Genomic DNA, 18,915 nt, shown 5'->3' with positions numbered 1-18,915 from the left:
TTCTATGTTCCATGGTGAAGAACGTGAGGCTGCTGTTGAAAGAATGAATAAAGAATATAAGCAGATGGAAAGACATCAGAAAAATGTTATTCGTAGTAGTGAACATTTGTATCGTGAAAGGGACAGACTAAAGAAATCGGTATTTACAATGTGGGATTTGATCAATTCATTTAGAGAAAAGCCTACAGAACTAAATGTGACGCTAAAAAAGGTGAAAATCGAATACGATCGATATGAAGACTTGATAAGTGAAGCTGAAGTTCAAGCAGATGAGTTGGAGAAAGTTTACGGTGGAGCAGTATCGGCTGTAGCTATTGGTGGTGGAGTAGCAGCTTTGGGACCCTCAGTTGCAATGTCAATTGCAACAACATTTGGAACTGCCTCCACTGGAACAGCTATCTCGGCATTATCTGGGGTGGCAGCAAGGAATGCAGCACTTGCTTGGCTAGGTGGTGGAACTTTAGCAGCTGGTGGTGGCGGCACAGCTCTTGGAAGTACCATATTAGGCCTTGCAGGTCCTGTTGGTTGGGGAATAGCAGCTGCAGGAATTGTTGGTGGTTCATTAATGGCTAATGGTAAAAATAAAAAAGCTATTGCCCAAGCTAATGAAGCAACTAAAAAAATAGAGGCGCAGTCTAAAATACTTGAAGGAACAGCAGAAGAAATTAGAATTCTACGTAGGCAAACCTCTAAATTTACTTCTGAAATGAACAGTGCAAGATTAAGAGTTGAGCGATTTAATCGAAATTTTAATGAATTAAGCGAGACAGAACAGGATAGAATTGTTGCAATTGTCAATAATGTATTTTCAGCTGCTAAGATGTTGAATAAAACGGTTGGACAAAAATAACACAGTTTTATCAAGCTTAATGGAATTTATGTCAGCAAAAGCTACTACAGTAATATACTAGAGCAACATATGCAAAAAGCGTCCAAAATCTTGGATGCTTTTTTGCTGTGTGACAATATATGTCTATGTGATGCGGGATAATATATTCATAAAGTAAGTCAGCAAGAATTTTTACGAGGAGATGAGCGTATGTCTAGTTTGTGCGATATTTTTAATGAGGTAGTAGATGCTATAGAACTTTTGAAGGCACTCGTTGATGAAGATGAAGTTAATTAATGTTGTTGATGAGATACTAAGGGAAAAACATTATAAATTGATACAGTGGAGGTATTATTATGGGATTGATGGATTTTTTAGGAGCAGCAAAAAAATGGGCCGAAGATGAAGCAGTGAAAACTGAAAAGAAATTCGATCAAAATTTACGTTCGATGTCAACTGCTGAATTAAAGCGTCATAAGAAAAATATGGAAGCTAAAGGTATTCCACAACAATATGGCTACGATAAGGTAGTTGCATAATTGAGACGCCGTGGCGAACTATAACATCTAAAGATCTATATCCCATTCTTTAAGGAGTTGGATATAGATTTTTTATTTTTATCACTTTCTGCGTAGTTTTCTGTTTATTATGTAGCGTAAAATATGTTATTATAATAAATTGATTAGAAAGAAAGGAAAAACATTTTAGCTATGTGGGGTAGAAAAAATATTATCTTGCTAGCCTCAGGGATCTTGATCGTGGTCTGTGTGCTGATAACTTTTTTCAGCAACGCAGGTGAAAAGAAGACCACGTTGACTTTCCAAGATGGCAGCACATATACAGGTACGACAAATGAGGGTAAACCCGTCAAAGGTACGCTCAAGTTCAAAAACGGCGATGTTTATACCGGTGGCTTCAAAGACGGGCATTTCGAAGGCCGGGGTACTTTCAAGTCACATAACGGCTGGACCTTTACGGGGATCTTCCATAAGGGTGTCGCAAATGGCGCGGGCAAATTGCAGGATAAAGACCACGTCATCCAAGCCGGTAACTATGTCAAAGGAGAGTACAAAGACAAATGAGAATCAAATGGTTTAGTTTGATCCGGATCACGGGTCTGATCTGTGTGCTCTTATATCACTTCTTTCAAATGCGCTATACCGGTGGTTTTATCGGGGTCGATATCTTCTTTACGTTCTCAGGCTATCTGATCACCGCCTTGATCATCGATGAGTTCAGTCGTTCGCAAAAATTTAGGTTGCGGGACTTCTATTATCGGCGCGTGATGCGGATCTTGCCTCCCCTGGGCTTGATGATCTGTATCGTTTTACCGTTCACTTTATTGGTCGGTAAAGATTACATCACTGACCTGACACGCCAGATCACATCAGCGGTCGGATTTGTGACCAACATCTTTGAGATCAACACGGGTGGAACGTATGAATCGCGCTTTATTCCGCATTTGTTCGTCCATACGTGGTCATTAGCGATCGAAGTTCAATTCTACTTGATCTGGGGCTTTTTACTTTACTTATTGACTAAAGTCTCAACGTCGGTCAAGCAATTCCGGTTGCGGGTACTAGCTGGCTCAGCTTTGCTTGCCGTAGGAAGTGCGACCGCAATGTATCTAGGAGCCCAAGGCTTGAGTGAATTTTCACCGATCTACTTCTCCAGTGTGACTCACATCTTCCCATTTTTCATCGGGAGCGTGTTAGGGTCGATCGCGGGGATCCAAGATCTGATGCCAGCTTTCAGTGCAAGTGTTGAGAAACATTGGACTAAAAATAAAGCTTTAGCCTTTATGATGATAAATTTAGCACTATTATTCATCTTGGCTTACTTCCTGCGCTTTGATCGCCGTGAGACTTACATGTTTGGCTTTATTTTAGCGAGTCTCTTTGCCGCGGGTGCGATCTTTGGGGCGAATATCTTACACCGCAAGACGCCGGATGTAAAAGAGCCTCAGATCTTTGTCTACCTCGCAGATATCAGCTATAGTGTTTATCTGTTCCACTGGCCGTTGTTTGTCATCTTACCCAAGCAATTCAGTAACGGGATCGCCGCGCTTTTGACGACGATCTTATCGGTCATTTTTGCGAGCTTCTCGTATTACTTCTTAGAACCGCTTCTCCGTGGTAAATCGGTCTCATTGGCTGGGCGTGAAGTCAATTTCAAACAGATCGTAGCTCCTTTAGGTGGTTTTATGACACTAGCGATTGGCTTTGGGGTGTTCCTCTGCTTACAAGCACCGACGATCTCTTCGTTGGAAGAAAACTTGATGTTAGGTGGGATCCAACAAGATGTCGGTAAGCTCGATATGGCGTACGCCAAAGCGACTGCGCCTAAAAATGAGACGCCAGTAGCGGCCGATCAAAATACGGGTATCCCAGCTGGAACGACGATCATCGGCGATAGTGTGACGCTTGGCAGTCGCAGTTATCTGTTGGAACACATGACAGACGTCGATATCGACGCAGAAGGTAACCGCACGATGAATCTAGCTTATGATGTTTTGATGAATCTACAAAATAGTGGGCAATTGCGTAAAAACGTGGTGATCTGTATCGGGACCAACTCGTTAGATGATTATCAAGAACAAACTCAAAAGGTGATCAATGACTTGAAACCAGGGCATCATTTGATCTTCATCACCCCGCATGATGGCCATGCCGATTCTTCGTATAACTCATATAAGTTGGGTGTGTGGGAACGGACTTTACCAAGCAAATACAAGTTCATCACGATCGGCGACTGGGATCAAGTTGCCCGAGCACACCAAGAAGTCTTTGAAGGCACTGATGGGACACACTTTGGTGGACGTGAAGATGCCAGCAAGTTGTATCTTGATTGTATCCAAGATGCACTCAAACGGGCTGAAAAGACACCAGTTAAGAAATAACCATTTAAGTATCAGCAAAAAATTTGCTGGTACTTTTTTATTTGCGTTTTTGCAAGGAAAAATACATGGAATTAGTCGTGTATATGTACAATATCAAATGAATTTGTTTTTAAATATAATGGACCTAAAACGATTTTACATATATAGGAGGGTCCTCAAATGAGTGTTGAAGATTTATTAGATGTTAGTCAAGGCGACGATTTAATGAGTGAATTATACGGTCAGACTAAAGAGCAAACCAAGCAAGTCGCCAAAAGTGCAGATGAAGTAGCAAGTGTGGTCGCTAAACCTGTCACGACAAATGCCCCAGCGCCATCAGCGGGTAATGACGTATCGGAATTATTGGGCAATGATACTGCCAATGTACCGGCACAAACAGAGGCACCTAAAGTTGAAAAAACGCTCTACAACAAGCTAGATGCAAATGATCAAAAATTGGCTGAAAAGCAATCTAAACAGCTCAACTATGCAGAACGGATCACATTGACGAATTACGGTCAAAAAGCCGCTGATAGTATTGATGCCTTTTCCAAGAAATATATGGAAAAAGGTCTTGATGATAGCAATCGTAAATCTGTCAGTGCCGATCTGAATATGTTGGCTAATGTGATCAAGAGCATCAACTTACAAGAAGTTGCTGATCAAGTCGAACGTGAAGAAACACAACAAGAAGATCGGGGAGGTTTCTTTGGCTTATTCAAGAAAAAGCCAAGCAAATTAGTTCCAGAAAAGAAACAAGATATCTTTAAAGCTACTTCTGATCGGATCGATGCTTTGAAAAATAAACTCGGTGTCGATCAACAGATCTTAGTCGAAGATAATAAGCAATTAGATGCCTTCTATACCGAAAATTTGAACTTATTCAGAGTTACTAATATCTTGATCGCAGGTTTGGAAATTTATGAAGAAGAGCTTGTGACTAAGATCATCCCTGAGCTACAAGAAGCTAAAAAAGATCCGACGCAAGATGAAGCTAAGATCCAAGAACATCGGTGAAAATTTGGACGGATGGAGCGGGATCTCATCGCTTAACCAGATCGAGATGACCGTGATCAAGTGGTCGGTCAAAAGTTTGACGGTCATAGTTTGTGAAAAGGGAGTATTTAGAGGCGGATGTGTTGTCAGATATTCCGAGGTGACACTGGCCTCTCATATAAGTAGTGCCGCCATTTTAGATCAATGTTAGTGCTGTAAAGGACTCTAAGCCACTCGCGCTGGTGGTAGATCAGTGGCAAAATATGTACAGCGATCCCGTGATAGAGTTCAGTTGGAGGCAAGCAGAGGACTTTTTGTTGGAATACTTGCAGTATCTGTTCGTCGATAGTTGCATGGATGTAGTCAAAGATCTCATCAACACTATTAAAATGCTTTTGATAAATGGCTTGGCGTGAGATGCTAGCTTCGTTTGCGATCTCAGTTAAAGTCAAGTGTGATCGCTGCTTGTTTTGCAGAGCCAAACGCATAACAGCATTGATGATCATTTCCCGTGTTTCTCTCATTTTGTGATTCCTTTCCATAAAAAATTGTCACTGTGTTAAGCAATAGGCAGGGAAAATCGCTATTTTACTCAGGGATATGTTGTCAGCGTGTCAATTTTTAGGGATATATTTCTTAGGTAGAGCTAGGGTATAGTGTGGAAAATGATGGGAATATTGTAACATGTTCAATGATTATAGAGGAGAGAAACGTATGAAAAATAAAAAATTATTATCGGCTCTTGTGAGTTTGATATTATTCATAGTATATGTAGCTATTATTTATACTAACCGTGAAAATCAATGGGTCATGGCCTTAGCTGCTTTAGTGCTATTGCCGATCATTGCAGTCGTATATAGGGATCTATTTTTACCCAAGGATAAATGAACGGACCTTAACCTTCTTATAAGTTTTAGGCAAAATAAATGCCTCCTGCTAGTTTTCGACTATACTATATAGTAGAAAGAAAAAAGTGGGAGGTATTTTTATGGATAAAAATGAAGTAGTCGAAACACCTAAACAAAAGGCACAAAAAGCGGTTCATACAGCAGCAATCGGAGCAGCCACAGTGGCGGCAACACCGATCCCATTTGCCGACGCGATAGCTTTGATGCCGATCCAAACCGCAATGATCGTGCAGATCTATCGGACGTACGGTAAAAATGTTTCTAAGGGTATGGTACAAGGTGTGCTCAAATCCACTTTTGCGACAACGATGGGGCGGAGCTTAGCAGGTAGCTTATTCAAATTAGTCCCAGGTGCTGGAAGTATTCTAGGAGGTGCGATCAGTGCAGGTGTAGCCGTTTCAGTGACCGAAGCGATCGGCCAAGTTTTGATCAAAGAATTTGAAGATGGTAATGCGATCGATCTTGAGAGCTTGAGTTCGATCATTTTAACAGCGATCGCGATCGCAACGAAGAAAAAATAGTACCAGTTCGAAGATTTTTGTGCTAAACTGGCAAAAACACAAAAAGGATGTATAAGAGATGAAACGCTACCAGACATTATTATTTGACGTTGATGACACCTTACTTGATTTTCATGCGGCTCAAGACCAAGCGCTCGACCAGCTATTCACTTCAGTCGATATCGAGCCGACTGCTACGGTAAAACAGGCCTATGCCACATATAACCAAGGACTGTGGGAACAGCTCGAACGTGGCGAGATCACACGGGATGAGTTGATGGCGATCCGTTTTCCGACCTTTTTTAAGGAGCATTTTGGTAAAACATTAGCTAATAATAGCTTAAATGAACGTTACTTGCAGTTTTTAGCTAATGGTCATCAACCCCTGCCTGGAGCACGTGAATTGTTGGAAGATCTAGCAGCACGTGACTATGAGCTGTATATTGTGACTAACGGTGTTAAATTCATCCAAGAAAAGCGGCTAAAAGAATCTAAGTTTGATCAATATTTCAAACAGATCTTCATCTCAGAGACGTTAGGTGCCCAAAAGCCGTCGCAACTCTTTTTCAAACGTGCTTTTGATCAGATCGCGGGTTTTGATAAAGAAAAAGCCCTGATCATCGGTGATTCGCTCAGTTCAGATATGTTAGGTGGCCAAAATGCCGGGATCGATACACTATGGTTGAATCGTAAGCAACAGGTAGCTGATCCTAAGATCAAGATCGATCTGGAAGCTAGTTTGCTGGCTCAGATCAGTGATATTTTAAGCTAAATAAATGAAGTTGTAGTTAGCCAGTATTAGTACTACTCTGTATTTGGGGAGTGAGAGTATGTCAGATACATTAGTAGTACTATCAAAGTTGATCGATACTATTTCAGAAGAGTATTTATATTTTTCTCAAAAATTTATACAAAAAGTAAATATGAGCAAATATAATTTACGGAAACTAAATATAGGCAATATTATGCGAGATGATTATTTCTTACATGAACTTATCCCAGGATATTTAAAATTTTCAGCTATTTTGATGGAAAAGATAGAATATGACTTTCTAGATTATTTATTGGATTTTGATTTTAGTTATCGTGTGAAATCCCAAAAGACGACCTATGATAAAATCAGACAGTACTCTTACAGGGAAAAATCTCTTGGCGGAATTTCTGTAAATAAATCATTAAATGATTTGGTGGGTTTTCGGATCATTTTGGCAGATATTGAAAAAAATCTAGACGGAATTAGAGATTTATTAACTTTAAAGTGTGATGATAAGAAGTTATTTCGATTTATTGATCGTGATGTTGGTGGATATCATGCAATTCATTGTTATTTCAAGATCAATAACTATAGTTTTCCGTGGGAATTACAGATTTGGGATTCTGCAAACAAAGCTGATAATTTTTTTGCGCATGAAGAACATGAACGAAAGAGGATGGTGGAAAGTAATGCTTCATATGATCGCTTTAGCTAAGCAAAATGGAATCGCATTAGCTTATCATTTTGCTGCAACAGACAAAGAAGAATTTTTAAAAAAAAGAAGTGAATTACGAAATATTTCGCCAGACTTTTTGGCGGGGATCAGTATTCATGTGATAAACAGCGAAGGAACAACTTTTGCAGATATTCAGCGTATGGATCCATATTTTTCTGATGCAATACAACTAGATAGCGTATCTGAATTAGTTGAAAAGGTCAGACGGTTGAGTCAATTGAATGCCACTGATATTGCAGCTTATTTAGTACAACGCTACCATTTAAATTCTTTCTTATTACAAAAGACGCTATATTATATTTATGCTGATTACTTAGAAAAATATCGTGAACCTCCCTTTATCGCTGACTTTGAAGCATTTGAACATGGACCGGTCGAAAGAGAAGTCTATCGTAAAAATAAATATACTGATGAATTAGAAAAGTCAGGTTTATTTGAGGGAAAATTAGCGGTCTACCCAAAAACTGCAGAATTACTTTTGACGATCAAAACAACAGTTGAACAGTGTAAGCAACAATATATTGCAGCTTGGGATGATCCGGAGAAAAATTTGACCCATCGAAAAGGGACTCCTTGGAGTCGTGCGCGTGCCAGGCAAGAAAATTTGAAAATTTTAGATGAAGATATTTGCGCTTATCATCATTTAGAACGTTTGCCGACACTGACGAAATAGTTTTCAGAAAACGCGCAAAAAGTATTGACAGTACCGGTTTTTATTGCTACACTATATAGATGCAAAAACTGTGAATTTAGATGCTTGATACGATCTATTGTCCGGATCAGGTAAACGAAGAAGCAAAAATAGTGAGGTTTATTTTATTAAACATGATCTGTTTTTGCTTTTTTTTGCCAAAATTCACTGAAAATTTTTGTAAAAAGTTATTTGTAACATAATTGTAATATTAATTTTCAGTTGTAGCAGCAATTTACAGTAAATATTTTGAGAGGTGAACAACTTGGCAGGACATTTAGTAAAATACGGCAAACACCGTGAACGCAGAAGTTATTCTCGAATCAAAGAAGTTCTAGATCTGCCTAACTTGATCGAGATCCAAACAGACTCTTACAAATGGTTCTTAGACGAAGGTTTGCGTGAGATGTTTGAAGACATCATGCCTATCGAAGACTTCGCAGGGAACTTATCACTTGAATTTGTAGATTATCAATTGTTAGAACCAAAGTACACGGTTGACGAAGCACGTGAACACGATGCTAACTACTCAGCACCATTACACGTTACTTTGCGTTTGATCAACAAGGAAACAGGAGAGATCAAGTCACAAGACGTCTTCTTTGGCGATTTCCCATTGATGACAAAGCAAGGAACATTCATCATCAACGGTGCTGAACGTGTTATTGTCTCACAATTAGTTCGTTCACCCGGCGTATACTTTAACTCTGAATTAGATAAAAATGGCCGTGAAAACTACGGTACAACGGTGATCCCTAACCGTGGTGCTTGGTTGGAATACGAAACAGATGCTAAAAATGTTGCGTATGTACGTATCGACCGCACACGTAAGATTCCATTGACAGAATTGATCCGTGCTTTGGGTTACGAATCAGATTCACAAATTCTTGAAATACTCGGTGAAACTGATGCATTGATGAATACTTTGGAAAAAGATATCCACAAGAACATGGAAGATTCTCGGGTTGAAGAATCCTTGAAAGATATCTACGAACGCCTACGTCCAGGTGAACCAAAGACAGCTGATTCTGCACGTAGTCTTTTGACAGCTCGTTTCTTTGATCCAAAACGTTACGACTTAGCAGCTGTTGGCCGTTACAAGATCAACAAAAAGCTTGATTTGAAGACACGTTTATTGAACACACGTGTAGCTGAAACTTTAGCTGATCCAGAAACAGGCGAGATCATCGTCAACAAGGGTGACCTTTTAGATAAGGTAGCTATGGAAAAACTAGCTCCTTACCTCAAGCGTGATGACTTCAAGATGGTAACATTCCATCCATCTGAAGAAGGTGTGGTCCAAGAACCAATGACCTTACAGATCATCAAGGTCTACTCTGAAACAGATCCAGAACGCGTGATCAACATGATCGGTAACGGTAATGTACCTTTGGAATACAAGCACATCACACCAGCTGATATCTTGGCTTCCATGAACTACTTCTTCAACTTGCAAGAAGGTTTAGGTAGCGTTGATGATATCGACCACTTGGGTAACCGTCGTATCCGTTCTGTGGGTGAATTATTACAAAACCAATTCCGTATCGGTTTGACACGGATGGAACGTGTGGTTCGTGAAAGAATGTCTATCCAAGACATCGCAACGGTAACACCACAACAATTGATCAACATCCGTCCAGTTGTTGCTTCGATCAAGGAATTCTTTGGTAGTTCCCAGTTGTCCCAGTTCATGGATCAAACAAACCCACTTGGCGAACTTACACATAAGCGTCGTCTTTCAGCCTTAGGGCCTGGTGGTTTAACACGTGACCGTGCTGGCTATGAAGTTCGTGACGTTCACTATACTCACTATGGTCGTATGTGTCCGATCGAAACGCCTGAAGGTCCTAACATCGGTTTGATCAACAGTTTGTCCACTTATGCTCGTGTTAACAAATATGGTTTCGTGGAAACACCATACCGTCGTGTTTCTTGGGATACACATAAAGTTACTGACAAGATCGACTACTTGACAGCTGATGAAGAAGATAACTATGTCGTAGCTCAAGCTAACTCACCATTAAACGATGACGGTTCATTCGTTGATGATGTTGTTATGGCTCGTCATAAAAATGAAAACATCGAAATTTCCGTTGATAAAGTCGACTACATGGACGTGTCACCAAAACAAGTTGTTGCGGTCGCTACAGCATGTATTCCTTTCTTGGAAAACGATGACTCCAACCGTGCTTTGATGGGTGCTAACATGCAGCGTCAGGCGGTTCCTTTGATCAAGCCACATGCTCCATTAGTTGGTACTGGTATTGAATACAAAGCCGCTCATGACTCCGGTGATGCTTTGATCGCTGACCATGACGGTACAGTTGAATACGTTGATGCGCGTGAGATCCGCGTGCGTCGCGAAGATGGCTCTTTAGACACTTACAAGTTGATGAAATTCCGTCGTTCTAACGGTGGTAAGAACTACAACCAAACACCGATCGTACGTGTTGGTGACCACGTTGATGCTGATGATGTGTTAGCTGATGGCCCATCAATGGAAGAAGGGGAATTAGCTTTAGGGCAAAACCCACTTATCGCCTTCATGACTTGGGACGGTTACAACTTCGAAGATGCTATCGCTATCAACGAACGTTTAGTTAAAGAAGATGTTTATACTTCGATCCACATCGAAGAACATGAATCCGAAGCTCGTGATACAAAACTCGGGCCTGAAGAAATGACACGTGAAATTCCTAACGTTGGTGAAGATGCGTTGAAGAACTTAGATGAGTTCGGTATCGTACGCATCGGTGCTGAAGTTAAGGATGGCGATATCTTAGTTGGTAAAGTTACGCCTAAGGGTATGACTGAATTATCAGCTGAAGAACGCCTATTGCATGCGATCTTTGGTGAAAAAGCACGTGAAGTTCGGGATACCTCCTTACGTGTGCCTCACGGTGGTGGCGGTATCGTCCAAGACGTGAAGATCTTCACGCGTGAAGCTGGTGATGAATTAGCACCTGGTGTTAACATGATGGTTCGTGTTTACATTGCACAAAAACGTAAATTACAAGTCGGCGATAAGATGGCTGGTCGTCACGGTAACAAGGGTACTGTTTCTGTTGTTATCCCTGAAGAAGATATGCCATTTATGCCAGATGGTACACCAATCGACATCATGCTTTCTCCAATGGGTGTGCCTTCCCGTATGAACATCGGGCAAGTATTAGACTTGCACTTGGGTATGGCTGCACGTAAACTCGGTATCCACGTAACTTCACCAGTTTTCGATGGTGCTCGTGACGAAGATATCTGGGCAGCCTTGAAAGAAGCTGGTCTTCCATCTGACGGTAAGACAGTTCTTTACGATGGCCGTACAGGTGAAGCCTTCGATAACCGTGTCGCTGTTGGTGTCATGTACTACATGAAACTCGCTCACATGGTCGATGATAAGATCCACGCTCGTTCAATTGGACCTTACTCCTTGGTTACACAACAACCTCTTGGTGGTAAAGCACAATTTGGTGGCCAAAGATTTGGGGAAATGGAAGTTTGGGCCCTTGAAGCTTATGGGGCAGCTTACACCTTGCAAGAAATCTTGACCTACAAGTCTGATGACGTGGTCGGCCGTGTTAAGACTTACGAAGCTATCGTTAAGGGTGAACAAATTCCACAACCAGGCGTGCCTGAATCATTCCGCGTTTTAGTTAAGGAATTACAATCACTTGGTCTTGATATGAAAGTGCTCGACGCTCAAAAACAAGAGATCGAATTGCGCGATATGGACGAAGATGATGATGACATCATGAAAGTCGATGCATTAGCTAAAGTTTCGGAAGAAGAAAAAGCTAAGCGCGAAAAAGCTGCAGCAGAAAAAGAAGCTGAAGCAGAAGGCTCAAAACCAGCCGAAGAAGAAACAAAAGTTGAAAAGTAGTAAACACTCGTATTTCAAAATAAGAAAGGGAGGTCGGTCCTTTGATCGATGTCAATAAATTCGATAGCATGCAAATCGGCCTTGCTTCATCCGATAAGATCAGAAGCTGGTCTTATGGTGAAGTCAAGAAGCCAGAAACGATCAACTATCGTACGTTGAAACCAGAAAAAGACGGTCTGTTTGATGAACGGATTTTCGGACCTACAAAAGACTGGGAATGTGCCTGTGGAAAATACAAGAAAGTTAGCTATAAGGGCGTTGTGTGTGACCGCTGTGGCGTTGAAGTCACACGTGCAAAAGTTCGTCGTGAACGTATGGGTCACATCGAACTTGCTGCCCCTGTAACACATATCTGGTATTTCAAAGGTATCCCTAGCCGAATGGGTCTTGTGCTTGACATGAGCCCTCGTGCCCTTGAAGAGATCATCTACTTTGCATCTTATGTAGTTACTGATGGTGGGGACACGCCTTTAGAAAGAAAGCAACTCTTAACTGAACGTGAATATCGTGAAAAACGTGAAGAATACGGTGATGGCTTTAAAGCAGCAATGGGTGCCGAAGCTATCCGGACACTTTTACGCGATGTAGATCTAGAAAGAGAATGTGCTGAATTAAAAGAAGAATTAAAAGAAGCAACGGGTCAAAAACGGACACGTGCCGTTCGCCGTTTGGATATCTTGGAAGCCTTCTTGAATTCCGGCAACCATGCTGACTGGATGGTAATGGATGCAATTCCTGTTATTCCACCAGATCTACGTCCAATGGTCCAACTTGAAGGTGGCCGTTTTGCAACAAGTGACTTGAACGACTTATACCGCCGTGTTATCAACCGTAACAACCGTTTGAAACGCTTGCTCGACTTGAATGCACCTGGCATCATCGTGCAAAACGAAAAGCGGATGTTGCAAGAAGCTGTTGATGCTTTGATCGATAACGGTCGTCGTGGTCGTCCGGTAACAGGTCCTGGTAACCGTCCATTGAAGTCCTTATCTCACATGCTTAAAGGTAAGCAAGGTCGCTTCCGTCAAAACTTGTTAGGTAAGCGTGTTGACTACTCTGGTCGTTCAGTTATCGACGTTGGTCCTAAGTTGAAACTTAACCAAATGGGTATCCCGCATGAAATGGCTTTGGAATTGTTCAAACCATTCATGATGCGTGAATTGACTAAGCGTGGTATGGCTTCTAACATCAAGAATGCTAAACGTAAGATCGATCGTCGTGACGATGATATCTGGGACGTTTTAGAAGATGTTATCAAAGAACACCCAGTCTTGCTCAACCGCGCCCCTACATTGCACCGTTTGGGTATCCAAGCCTTTGAACCTACCTTAGTTGATGGTAAAGCTATGCGCTTGCATCCACTTGCCTGTGAAGCTTACAACGCCGACTTTGACGGGGACCAAATGGCTATCCACGTGCCATTATCTGATGAAGCTCAAGCAGAAGCACGCTTGCTCATGCTTGCTGCTCACCACATCTTGGCACCTAAAGATGGTAAGCCGATCATCTCACCATCTCAAGATATGACGATCGGTAACTACTACATTACGATCGAAGAAAAAGATCGTGAAGGTGAAGGTATGATCTTCAAAGACGTCAACGAAGTTCGCACAGCTTACCAAAACAACTACGTGCACTTGCACACACGTATTGGTTTGCAAGCATCTTCCTTGGCTGCTAAGGGAACACCATTTACAGACTGGCAAAAAGACCGGATCTTGGTGACAACAGCTGGTAAAGCGATCTTTAACGAGATCTTACCAGAAGATTTCCCATACCTTAACGAACCAACTGCAGAGAACTTGTCTGGCAAGACACCAGATAAGTATTTCTTAGAACCAGGTCAAGATATTCATGAATACTTGGCTGAAGCTGATCTTGTAGCACCATTCAAGTCTGGTTTCTTATCAGATATCATCGCTCAAGTCTACAAAGACTACAAAGTTACTGCTACAGCAGAACTTTTGGACCGCATGAAAGACTTAGGTTACTACGAATCAACTAAATCTGGTTTGACAGTGGGTATCGCTGACGTTACTGATCTTGATGAAAAACCAGAGATCGTTGAACGTGCTCATAAAGAAGTTGCGACAGTTGCTAAGCAATTCCGTCGTGGTTTGATCACAGAAGACGAACGTTACAACCGTGTTATCGCTATTTGGAACAAGGCTAAAGATGATATCCAAGCTAAGCTAGTTGAAAAGATGGATCCATCTAACCCTATCCAAATGATGAGTGATTCCGGTGCTCGTGGTAACATCTCTAACTTTACGCAGCTTGCTGGTATGCGTGGTTTGATGGCTGCTCCTAACGGTAAGACAATGGAACTTCCAGTTATTGCGAACTTCCGTGAAGGTCTTTCTGTGATGGAAATGTTTATTTCCACTCACGGTGCTCGTAAAGGTATGACCGATACGGCGCTTAAGACAGCCGACTCCGGTTACTTGACCCGTCGTTTAGTAGACGTTGCCCAAGATGTTATCATTCGTGAAACAGACTGTGGTACTGACCGTGGTTTAGATGTGACAGCTATCCGTGAAGGTAACGAAATGATCGAACCATTATACGATCGTATCTTAGGTCGTTACACGATGAAGGCTGTTAAACATCCAGAAACAGGCGAAGTTATCGTTCCAGCTGATGTTATGATCGATGAAACAATGGCACAACAAGTTGTTGATGCTGGTGTTGAAATGGTCACGATCCGATCCGCCTTCACATGTAACACACGTCATGGTGTTTGTGAACACTGCTACGGCCGTAACATGGCTACGGGGGATGAAGTTGAAGTGGGTGAAGCAGTTGGTACTGTGGCTGCTCAATCTATCGGTGAACCTGGTACTCAGCTTACGATGCGTACTTTCCATACCGGTGGGGTTGCCGGAGACGATATCACACAAGGTCTTCCTCGTGTGCAAGAAATCTTCGAAGCTCGTAATCCTAAGGGTCGTGCAACGATCACAGAAGTTACGGGTGTCATCCAATCAGTTGAAGAAAACCCAGCTGAACGTACAAAAGAAGTTACAGTTCAAGGTGAAACAGATACCAGAACATACTCCTTACCATTTACTTCTGTCTTGAAGGTAAAAGAAGGCGACTATGTTCACCGTGGTGAAGCCTTGACAGTAGGTTCGATCGATCCTAAGGAATTGATCAAAGTGCGTGACGTCTTATCAACTGAAAACTACATCTTGCGTGAAGTTCAAAAGGTTTACCGTATGCAAGGGGTAGAAATTTCTGATAAGCACGTTGAAGTTATGGCACGTCAAATGTTGCGTAAAGTTCGTATCATGGATCCAGGTGACACAAACATGTTGCCAGGTACATTGATGGATATCAACGACTTTAAGGATAACAACGTTGATACTTTGATCAACGGCGGTATCCCAGCAACAGCACGTCCTGTCCTTCTTGGTATCACCAAGGCTTCCTTGGAAACAAACAGTTTCTTATCTGCTGCTTCCTTCCAAGAAACAACACGTGTCCTAACTGATGCTGCTATCCGTGGTAAGAACGATCCATTGATCGGTTTGAAGGAAAATGTTATCATTGGTAAGATCATCCCTGCTGGTACAGGTATGAAGAAGTACCGTGACATTGTTCCTGAAGAAGTAGGTACTGCTTCTGACAGTGTTTACTCGATCTCCGACGTGGAAAAATCACTTGAAGCAAAAGAAGCGATGGCTGCTGTTAAAGCAGATGATGAAAACTAAGCATCGCTGATATACTAAAAAAGCATCTCGCAAAAAAATGCGAGATGCTTTTTTGTTTGGTTTAATTTTGCATGTTTTGGCTGACCTTTTCTAATAACCATTGATTAAAGGCAGCAGTGTCGATCCCCACACAGACTTTAGCGTTAGTCTTACCATCATGATAGGCACCACGGATATCAGCCACGGTCTCACCTACTGCAGGTCCTTCTGTGACGATATCGACCCAGTAATCTTTAGTCTCAAAAGCTTCTGGATGTTCGAGATAAAAGAGCGTCTGTAGATCGTGGATCGCCGTTCCATTTTCATCATGGTCAAAGTCATGTCCAATGATATCGTGGAGCATTTGACCAGCACGCCCAAACTGTTTGAGTTTATCTGTCGTCTCATCACTGATCCGGCCAGCAAGTGTAACATCTAAGCCAACCATAACAATCGGGAGCTGAGAGTTGTATATGATCTGAGCTGCATGCGGGTCAGTAAAGATATTGAATTCAGCAGCACTAGTCATATTGCCACGACCTAATGAGCCGCCCATTGCGATGATCTGCTTGATCTTAGATTTGACTTCAGGATATTCACGCAGTAGCAGGGCGATGTTGGTATACGCTCCAGTAGTGATCAAAGTTATCGGTTCAGTGCTGTTCATGAGTGTTTCACGTAAAGCTTGGACAGCATGCAAAGCGAGCGGCTTACTGGTTGGTTCAGGAAAGTCATAGCCAGCCATACCACTTTCACCGTGGATCCGAGCCGCATCTTCGAATTTTTTGATCAATGGATCAGTTGCGCCCGCTGCTACAGGGACATCTTTGTTAAAAAAGTCGACTAGTGTCAAAGCATTTTTAGTCGTTTTATCAACGGTAACATTACCAGCAACAGTAGTGATCAAAGCGACTTCTAGCTTGGGGTCGGTCAAAGCAGTTGAGATCATCACTGCATCGTCGATCCCTGGGTCAGTATCTAAAATAATTTTGTGTGTCATAAATAATTCACCTCTATATAAAAATATCATTATACACTATAAATTATAGTTGAAACCGCTTGATTTTGCTTAGATAGACCCTTGGACTTAATTTTTTTTAAAATTTAGCCCAATTTAAAGCAATAGGCAAGCTCAAAAGATACCCCACAGACAAAAAAGGAACAAAGGGAAACGCATGTTGTTTTGTATATTTGGCATAGATAAGTGCGGTCAGACTGGCGATAAATAAAATACTAGCTAAAGTTTGATCACCTAGTGTTATCCCTAGGACTAAAATAACAAAGGTATCACCATAGCCAAGCTTTTTAGTCCAATTTGCCCAAAAGAGCACACCAAATAAAACGACTTGGGTAAAGGAAAGCTGCAAGGGAGCAAGCGTTAGTAAGCAGATGGCACCCAATATCAATAGGTAAAGAGAAATAGTCGTATCTTGCCAATCTTCTAGGCTCAAGCAAAGTAGCCAAAAACTCGTCAAAATGAAATTAGGCCAGATCTCCCACGGCAAAAAATAGCAGACACTCCCCAGTAATAGACCAAAACCTAATTCGATGTAGGTGCTTAAGGGTGAGATCTTTTGGTGGCAAAAATGACAATGCCCTTTTTGTAAAACATAACCTAAAACGGAGAGTAATTGCCACCACGTCAAGTTATGTTGGCACGTTTCGCAAAAAGAATGCGGATAGAGCAATGAACAGCGGTATTTAGAGCGGTAAGCCAGACAGGTCGCAAATGACCCCAGACATAAACCTAAGATGATTATCAGTGTAATCAGCATGTTAAGATTCCTCCTCACTTTATAGATACGCAAGACCTTGGAAAAAAATTGCACATAATTTGAAAATATTATTTGACATCCCTTGTTTAAACGTGTTAATCTGTAAAAGGTGCTTTATGTGAACAGTTCTCTTGGGATCAGCCCAAGATCGTGCTGGCTGTGAGCAAGTTAGCACACATTTAAACGACGTACATCGGGACGTTATTTTTTTATTTATAAAAAAGAAACTCCTGGATGTGTGTACTTAAAATAATACATGAGACAAGGAAGGAGGAAGCTTTAGATATGCCTACAATTAACCAATTAGTTCGTAAGGGCCGTAAGTCTAAAGGTTCAAAATCTAATTCCCCAGCTTTAAACTTTGGGTATAACAGTTACAAGAAAGTACAAACAAACAATCCTGCTCCTCAAAAACGCGGGGTTGCAACTCGTGTCGGTACAATGACACCTAAGAAACCTAACTCTGCTTTACGTAAGTATGCTCGTGTTCGTTTGTCTAACTTGATCGAAGTTACAGCATACATCCCAGGTATCGGCCACAACTTGCAAGAACACAGTGTTGTTCTTATCCGTGGCGGTCGTGTAAAAGACTTACCAGGGGTTCGTTACCATATCGTTCGTGGTGCTTTAGATACAGCCGGTGTTGACGGCCGTATGCAAAGTCGCTCCAAGTATGGTGCTAAGAAACCTAAGAAATAATTAAACATAAATAACTAAAAAATACTTAATTACGAAGAAGTAGCTAGAATTTGAGGAGGTCATTTTAGATGCCAAGAAAAGGTGCCGTTGCAAAACGCGAAGTGCTCCCAGATCCAATTTACAACTCAAAATTGGTTACACGCTTGATCAACCGTTTGATGTTAGACGGTAAGCGCGGGACTGCATCAAAAATTTTATACGAATCTTTTGATATTATTAAGGAACAAACAGGTAACGATCCATTAGAAGTGTTCGAAGAAGCAATGAAGAACATCATGCCTGTTTTGGAAGTTAAAGCTCGCCGTGTTGGTGGTTCTAACTACCAAGTTCCGATCGAAGTTCGTCCAGAACGTCGTACAACATTAGGTTTGCGTTGGTTAGTTAACTACTCACGTTTACGTGGGGAACACACAATGCCAGAACGCTTAGCTAAAGAAATTATGGACGCTGCTAACAATACAGGTGCATCAGTTAAGAAGCGCGAAGATACACACAAGATGGCAGAAGCCAACCGCGCATTTGCACACTATCGCTGGTAATTTTAGGATGACTATTATATGATTTAGATAGGTAAATCTTA

Annotated in this window: 17 protein-coding genes; 14 read left to right on the top strand and 3 right to left on the bottom strand. The window is 41.6% G+C overall.

Annotation, left to right across the window (positions count from 1 at the left end):
* The first annotated feature begins 4 nt into the window (after positions 1-4).
* From GSR62_RS09565 to GSR62_RS07825, 5 genes are all read left to right on the top strand, one after another.
* Positions 5-850 carry a hypothetical protein gene (locus tag GSR62_RS09565; protein WP_029507272.1) on the top strand — a complete coding sequence of 282 codons (846 nt, stop codon included), beginning with the start codon at positions 5-7 and terminating at the stop codon, positions 848-850.
* 335 nt (positions 851-1,185) lie between these two features.
* Positions 1,186-1,368 carry a hypothetical protein gene (locus GSR62_RS07840; RefSeq protein ID WP_010688197.1) on the top strand — a complete coding sequence of 61 codons (183 nt, stop codon included), beginning with the start codon at positions 1,186-1,188 and terminating at the stop codon, positions 1,366-1,368.
* Between the two features lie 171 nt (positions 1,369-1,539).
* Positions 1,540-1,911, top strand: a complete 372-nt coding sequence (locus tag GSR62_RS07835) for an MORN repeat-containing protein (RefSeq protein ID WP_010688196.1) — start codon at positions 1,540-1,542, stop codon at positions 1,909-1,911.
* The gene (locus tag GSR62_RS07830; protein ID WP_010688195.1) at positions 1,908-3,728 is read left to right on the top strand and encodes an acyltransferase family protein; all 1,821 of its coding nucleotides are present in this window, start codon (positions 1,908-1,910) and stop codon (positions 3,726-3,728) included. Before GSR62_RS07835 ends, GSR62_RS07830 begins: the two co-directional genes overlap by 4 nt.
* A gap of 159 nt (positions 3,729-3,887) precedes the next feature.
* Complete coding sequence (locus GSR62_RS07825; RefSeq protein WP_066023547.1) at positions 3,888-4,724, top strand: toxic anion resistance protein; 837 nt, start codon at positions 3,888-3,890, stop codon at positions 4,722-4,724.
* Between the two features lie 125 nt (positions 4,725-4,849).
* On the opposite strand, the gene GSR62_RS07820 is transcribed toward GSR62_RS07825, so the two are convergent.
* The gene (locus GSR62_RS07820) at positions 4,850-5,227 is read right to left on the bottom strand and encodes a TetR/AcrR family transcriptional regulator (RefSeq protein WP_010688192.1); all 378 of its coding nucleotides are present in this window, start codon (positions 5,225-5,227) and stop codon (positions 4,850-4,852) included.
* Positions 5,228-5,417: 190 nt separating this feature from the next.
* Here GSR62_RS07820 and GSR62_RS07815 point away from each other — a divergent pair, with 190 nt between their 5' ends.
* The 7 genes from GSR62_RS07815 (at position 5,418) to rpoC (ending at position 15,882) form a co-directional block, all read left to right on the top strand.
* On the top strand, positions 5,418-5,591 hold the full coding sequence (locus GSR62_RS07815; RefSeq protein WP_010688191.1) for a hypothetical protein: 174 nt from the start codon (positions 5,418-5,420) through the stop codon (positions 5,589-5,591).
* A 100-nt stretch (positions 5,592-5,691) separates the two neighbouring features.
* Complete coding sequence (locus tag GSR62_RS07810) at positions 5,692-6,132, top strand: YcjF family protein (protein ID WP_066023546.1); 441 nt, start codon at positions 5,692-5,694, stop codon at positions 6,130-6,132.
* A gap of 58 nt (positions 6,133-6,190) precedes the next feature.
* Positions 6,191-6,883 (top strand): YjjG family noncanonical pyrimidine nucleotidase, encoded by a 693-nt coding sequence (locus GSR62_RS07805; RefSeq protein ID WP_066023545.1) that lies wholly within the window; start codon positions 6,191-6,193, stop codon positions 6,881-6,883.
* A 58-nt stretch (positions 6,884-6,941) separates the two neighbouring features.
* On the top strand, positions 6,942-7,580 hold the full coding sequence (locus tag GSR62_RS07800; RefSeq protein ID WP_066023544.1) for a nucleotidyltransferase family protein: 639 nt from the start codon (positions 6,942-6,944) through the stop codon (positions 7,578-7,580).
* On the top strand, positions 7,555-8,274 hold the full coding sequence (locus GSR62_RS07795) for a Panacea domain-containing protein (RefSeq protein ID WP_066023543.1): 720 nt from the start codon (positions 7,555-7,557) through the stop codon (positions 8,272-8,274). Before GSR62_RS07800 ends, GSR62_RS07795 begins: the two co-directional genes overlap by 26 nt.
* A 274-nt stretch (positions 8,275-8,548) precedes the next feature.
* Positions 8,549-12,169: a DNA-directed RNA polymerase subunit beta gene (rpoB, locus tag GSR62_RS07790; protein WP_143452056.1), complete on the top strand. Its 3,621-nt coding sequence runs from the start codon at positions 8,549-8,551 to the stop codon at positions 12,167-12,169.
* Between the two features lie 41 nt (positions 12,170-12,210).
* Positions 12,211-15,882 (top strand): DNA-directed RNA polymerase subunit beta', encoded by a 3,672-nt coding sequence (gene rpoC / locus GSR62_RS07785; protein ID WP_066023541.1) that lies wholly within the window; start codon positions 12,211-12,213, stop codon positions 15,880-15,882.
* Between the two features lie 61 nt (positions 15,883-15,943).
* Here the strand turns inward: rpoC and rihC are convergent, their stop codons facing one another.
* Together rihC and GSR62_RS07775 are read right to left on the bottom strand one after the other, a co-directional pair.
* A complete protein-coding gene (rihC, locus tag GSR62_RS07780; RefSeq protein WP_066023540.1) occupies positions 15,944-16,861 on the bottom strand; it encodes a ribonucleoside hydrolase RihC in 918 nt (305 codons plus the stop codon).
* Between the two features lie 97 nt (positions 16,862-16,958).
* Positions 16,959-17,636 (bottom strand): prepilin peptidase, encoded by a 678-nt coding sequence (locus tag GSR62_RS07775; protein ID WP_066023539.1) that lies wholly within the window; start codon positions 17,634-17,636, stop codon positions 16,959-16,961.
* Positions 17,637-17,921: 285 nt separating this feature from the next.
* Here GSR62_RS07775 and rpsL point away from each other — a divergent pair, with 285 nt between their 5' ends.
* Positions 17,922-18,335: a 30S ribosomal protein S12 gene (gene rpsL / locus GSR62_RS07770; RefSeq protein ID WP_004050336.1), complete on the top strand. Its 414-nt coding sequence runs from the start codon at positions 17,922-17,924 to the stop codon at positions 18,333-18,335.
* A gap of 68 nt (positions 18,336-18,403) precedes the next feature.
* A complete protein-coding gene (gene rpsG, locus GSR62_RS07765) occupies positions 18,404-18,874 on the top strand; it encodes a 30S ribosomal protein S7 (protein ID WP_004050334.1) in 471 nt (156 codons plus the stop codon).
* Positions 18,875-18,915: the final 41 nt, after the last annotated feature.

Origin of the sequence: Ligilactobacillus animalis, from assembly GCF_009933595.1 — a bacterium.
GTDB lineage: Bacteria > Bacillota > Bacilli > Lactobacillales > Lactobacillaceae > Ligilactobacillus > Ligilactobacillus animalis.
This window is presented reverse-complemented; position numbering and strand designations above follow the sequence as displayed.

Coding starts and splice junctions, on each gene's coding strand:
- GSR62_RS07825 (WP_066023547.1), top strand. CDS start 3,888: ATGAGTGTTGAAGATTTATTAGATGTTAGTCAAGGCGACGATTTAATG.
- rihC (WP_066023540.1), bottom strand. CDS start 16,861: ATGACACACAAAATTATTTTAGATACTGACCCAGGGATCGACGATGCA.
- GSR62_RS09565 (WP_029507272.1), top strand. CDS start 5: ATGTTCCATGGTGAAGAACGTGAGGCTGCTGTTGAAAGAATGAATAAA.
- GSR62_RS07775 (WP_066023539.1), bottom strand. CDS start 17,636: ATGCTGATTACACTGATAATCATCTTAGGTTTATGTCTGGGGTCATTT.
- GSR62_RS07810 (WP_066023546.1), top strand. CDS start 5,692: ATGGATAAAAATGAAGTAGTCGAAACACCTAAACAAAAGGCACAAAAA.
- rpsL (WP_004050336.1), top strand. CDS start 17,922: ATGCCTACAATTAACCAATTAGTTCGTAAGGGCCGTAAGTCTAAAGGT.
- GSR62_RS07800 (WP_066023544.1), top strand. CDS start 6,942: ATGTCAGATACATTAGTAGTACTATCAAAGTTGATCGATACTATTTCA.
- GSR62_RS07830 (WP_010688195.1), top strand. CDS start 1,908: ATGAGAATCAAATGGTTTAGTTTGATCCGGATCACGGGTCTGATCTGT.
- GSR62_RS07815 (WP_010688191.1), top strand. CDS start 5,418: ATGAAAAATAAAAAATTATTATCGGCTCTTGTGAGTTTGATATTATTC.
- GSR62_RS07795 (WP_066023543.1), top strand. CDS start 7,555: ATGCTTCATATGATCGCTTTAGCTAAGCAAAATGGAATCGCATTAGCT.
- GSR62_RS07820 (WP_010688192.1), bottom strand. CDS start 5,227: ATGAGAGAAACACGGGAAATGATCATCAATGCTGTTATGCGTTTGGCT.
- GSR62_RS07835 (WP_010688196.1), top strand. CDS start 1,540: ATGTGGGGTAGAAAAAATATTATCTTGCTAGCCTCAGGGATCTTGATC.
- GSR62_RS07840 (WP_010688197.1), top strand. CDS start 1,186: ATGGGATTGATGGATTTTTTAGGAGCAGCAAAAAAATGGGCCGAAGAT.
- GSR62_RS07805 (WP_066023545.1), top strand. CDS start 6,191: ATGAAACGCTACCAGACATTATTATTTGACGTTGATGACACCTTACTT.
- rpsG (WP_004050334.1), top strand. CDS start 18,404: ATGCCAAGAAAAGGTGCCGTTGCAAAACGCGAAGTGCTCCCAGATCCA.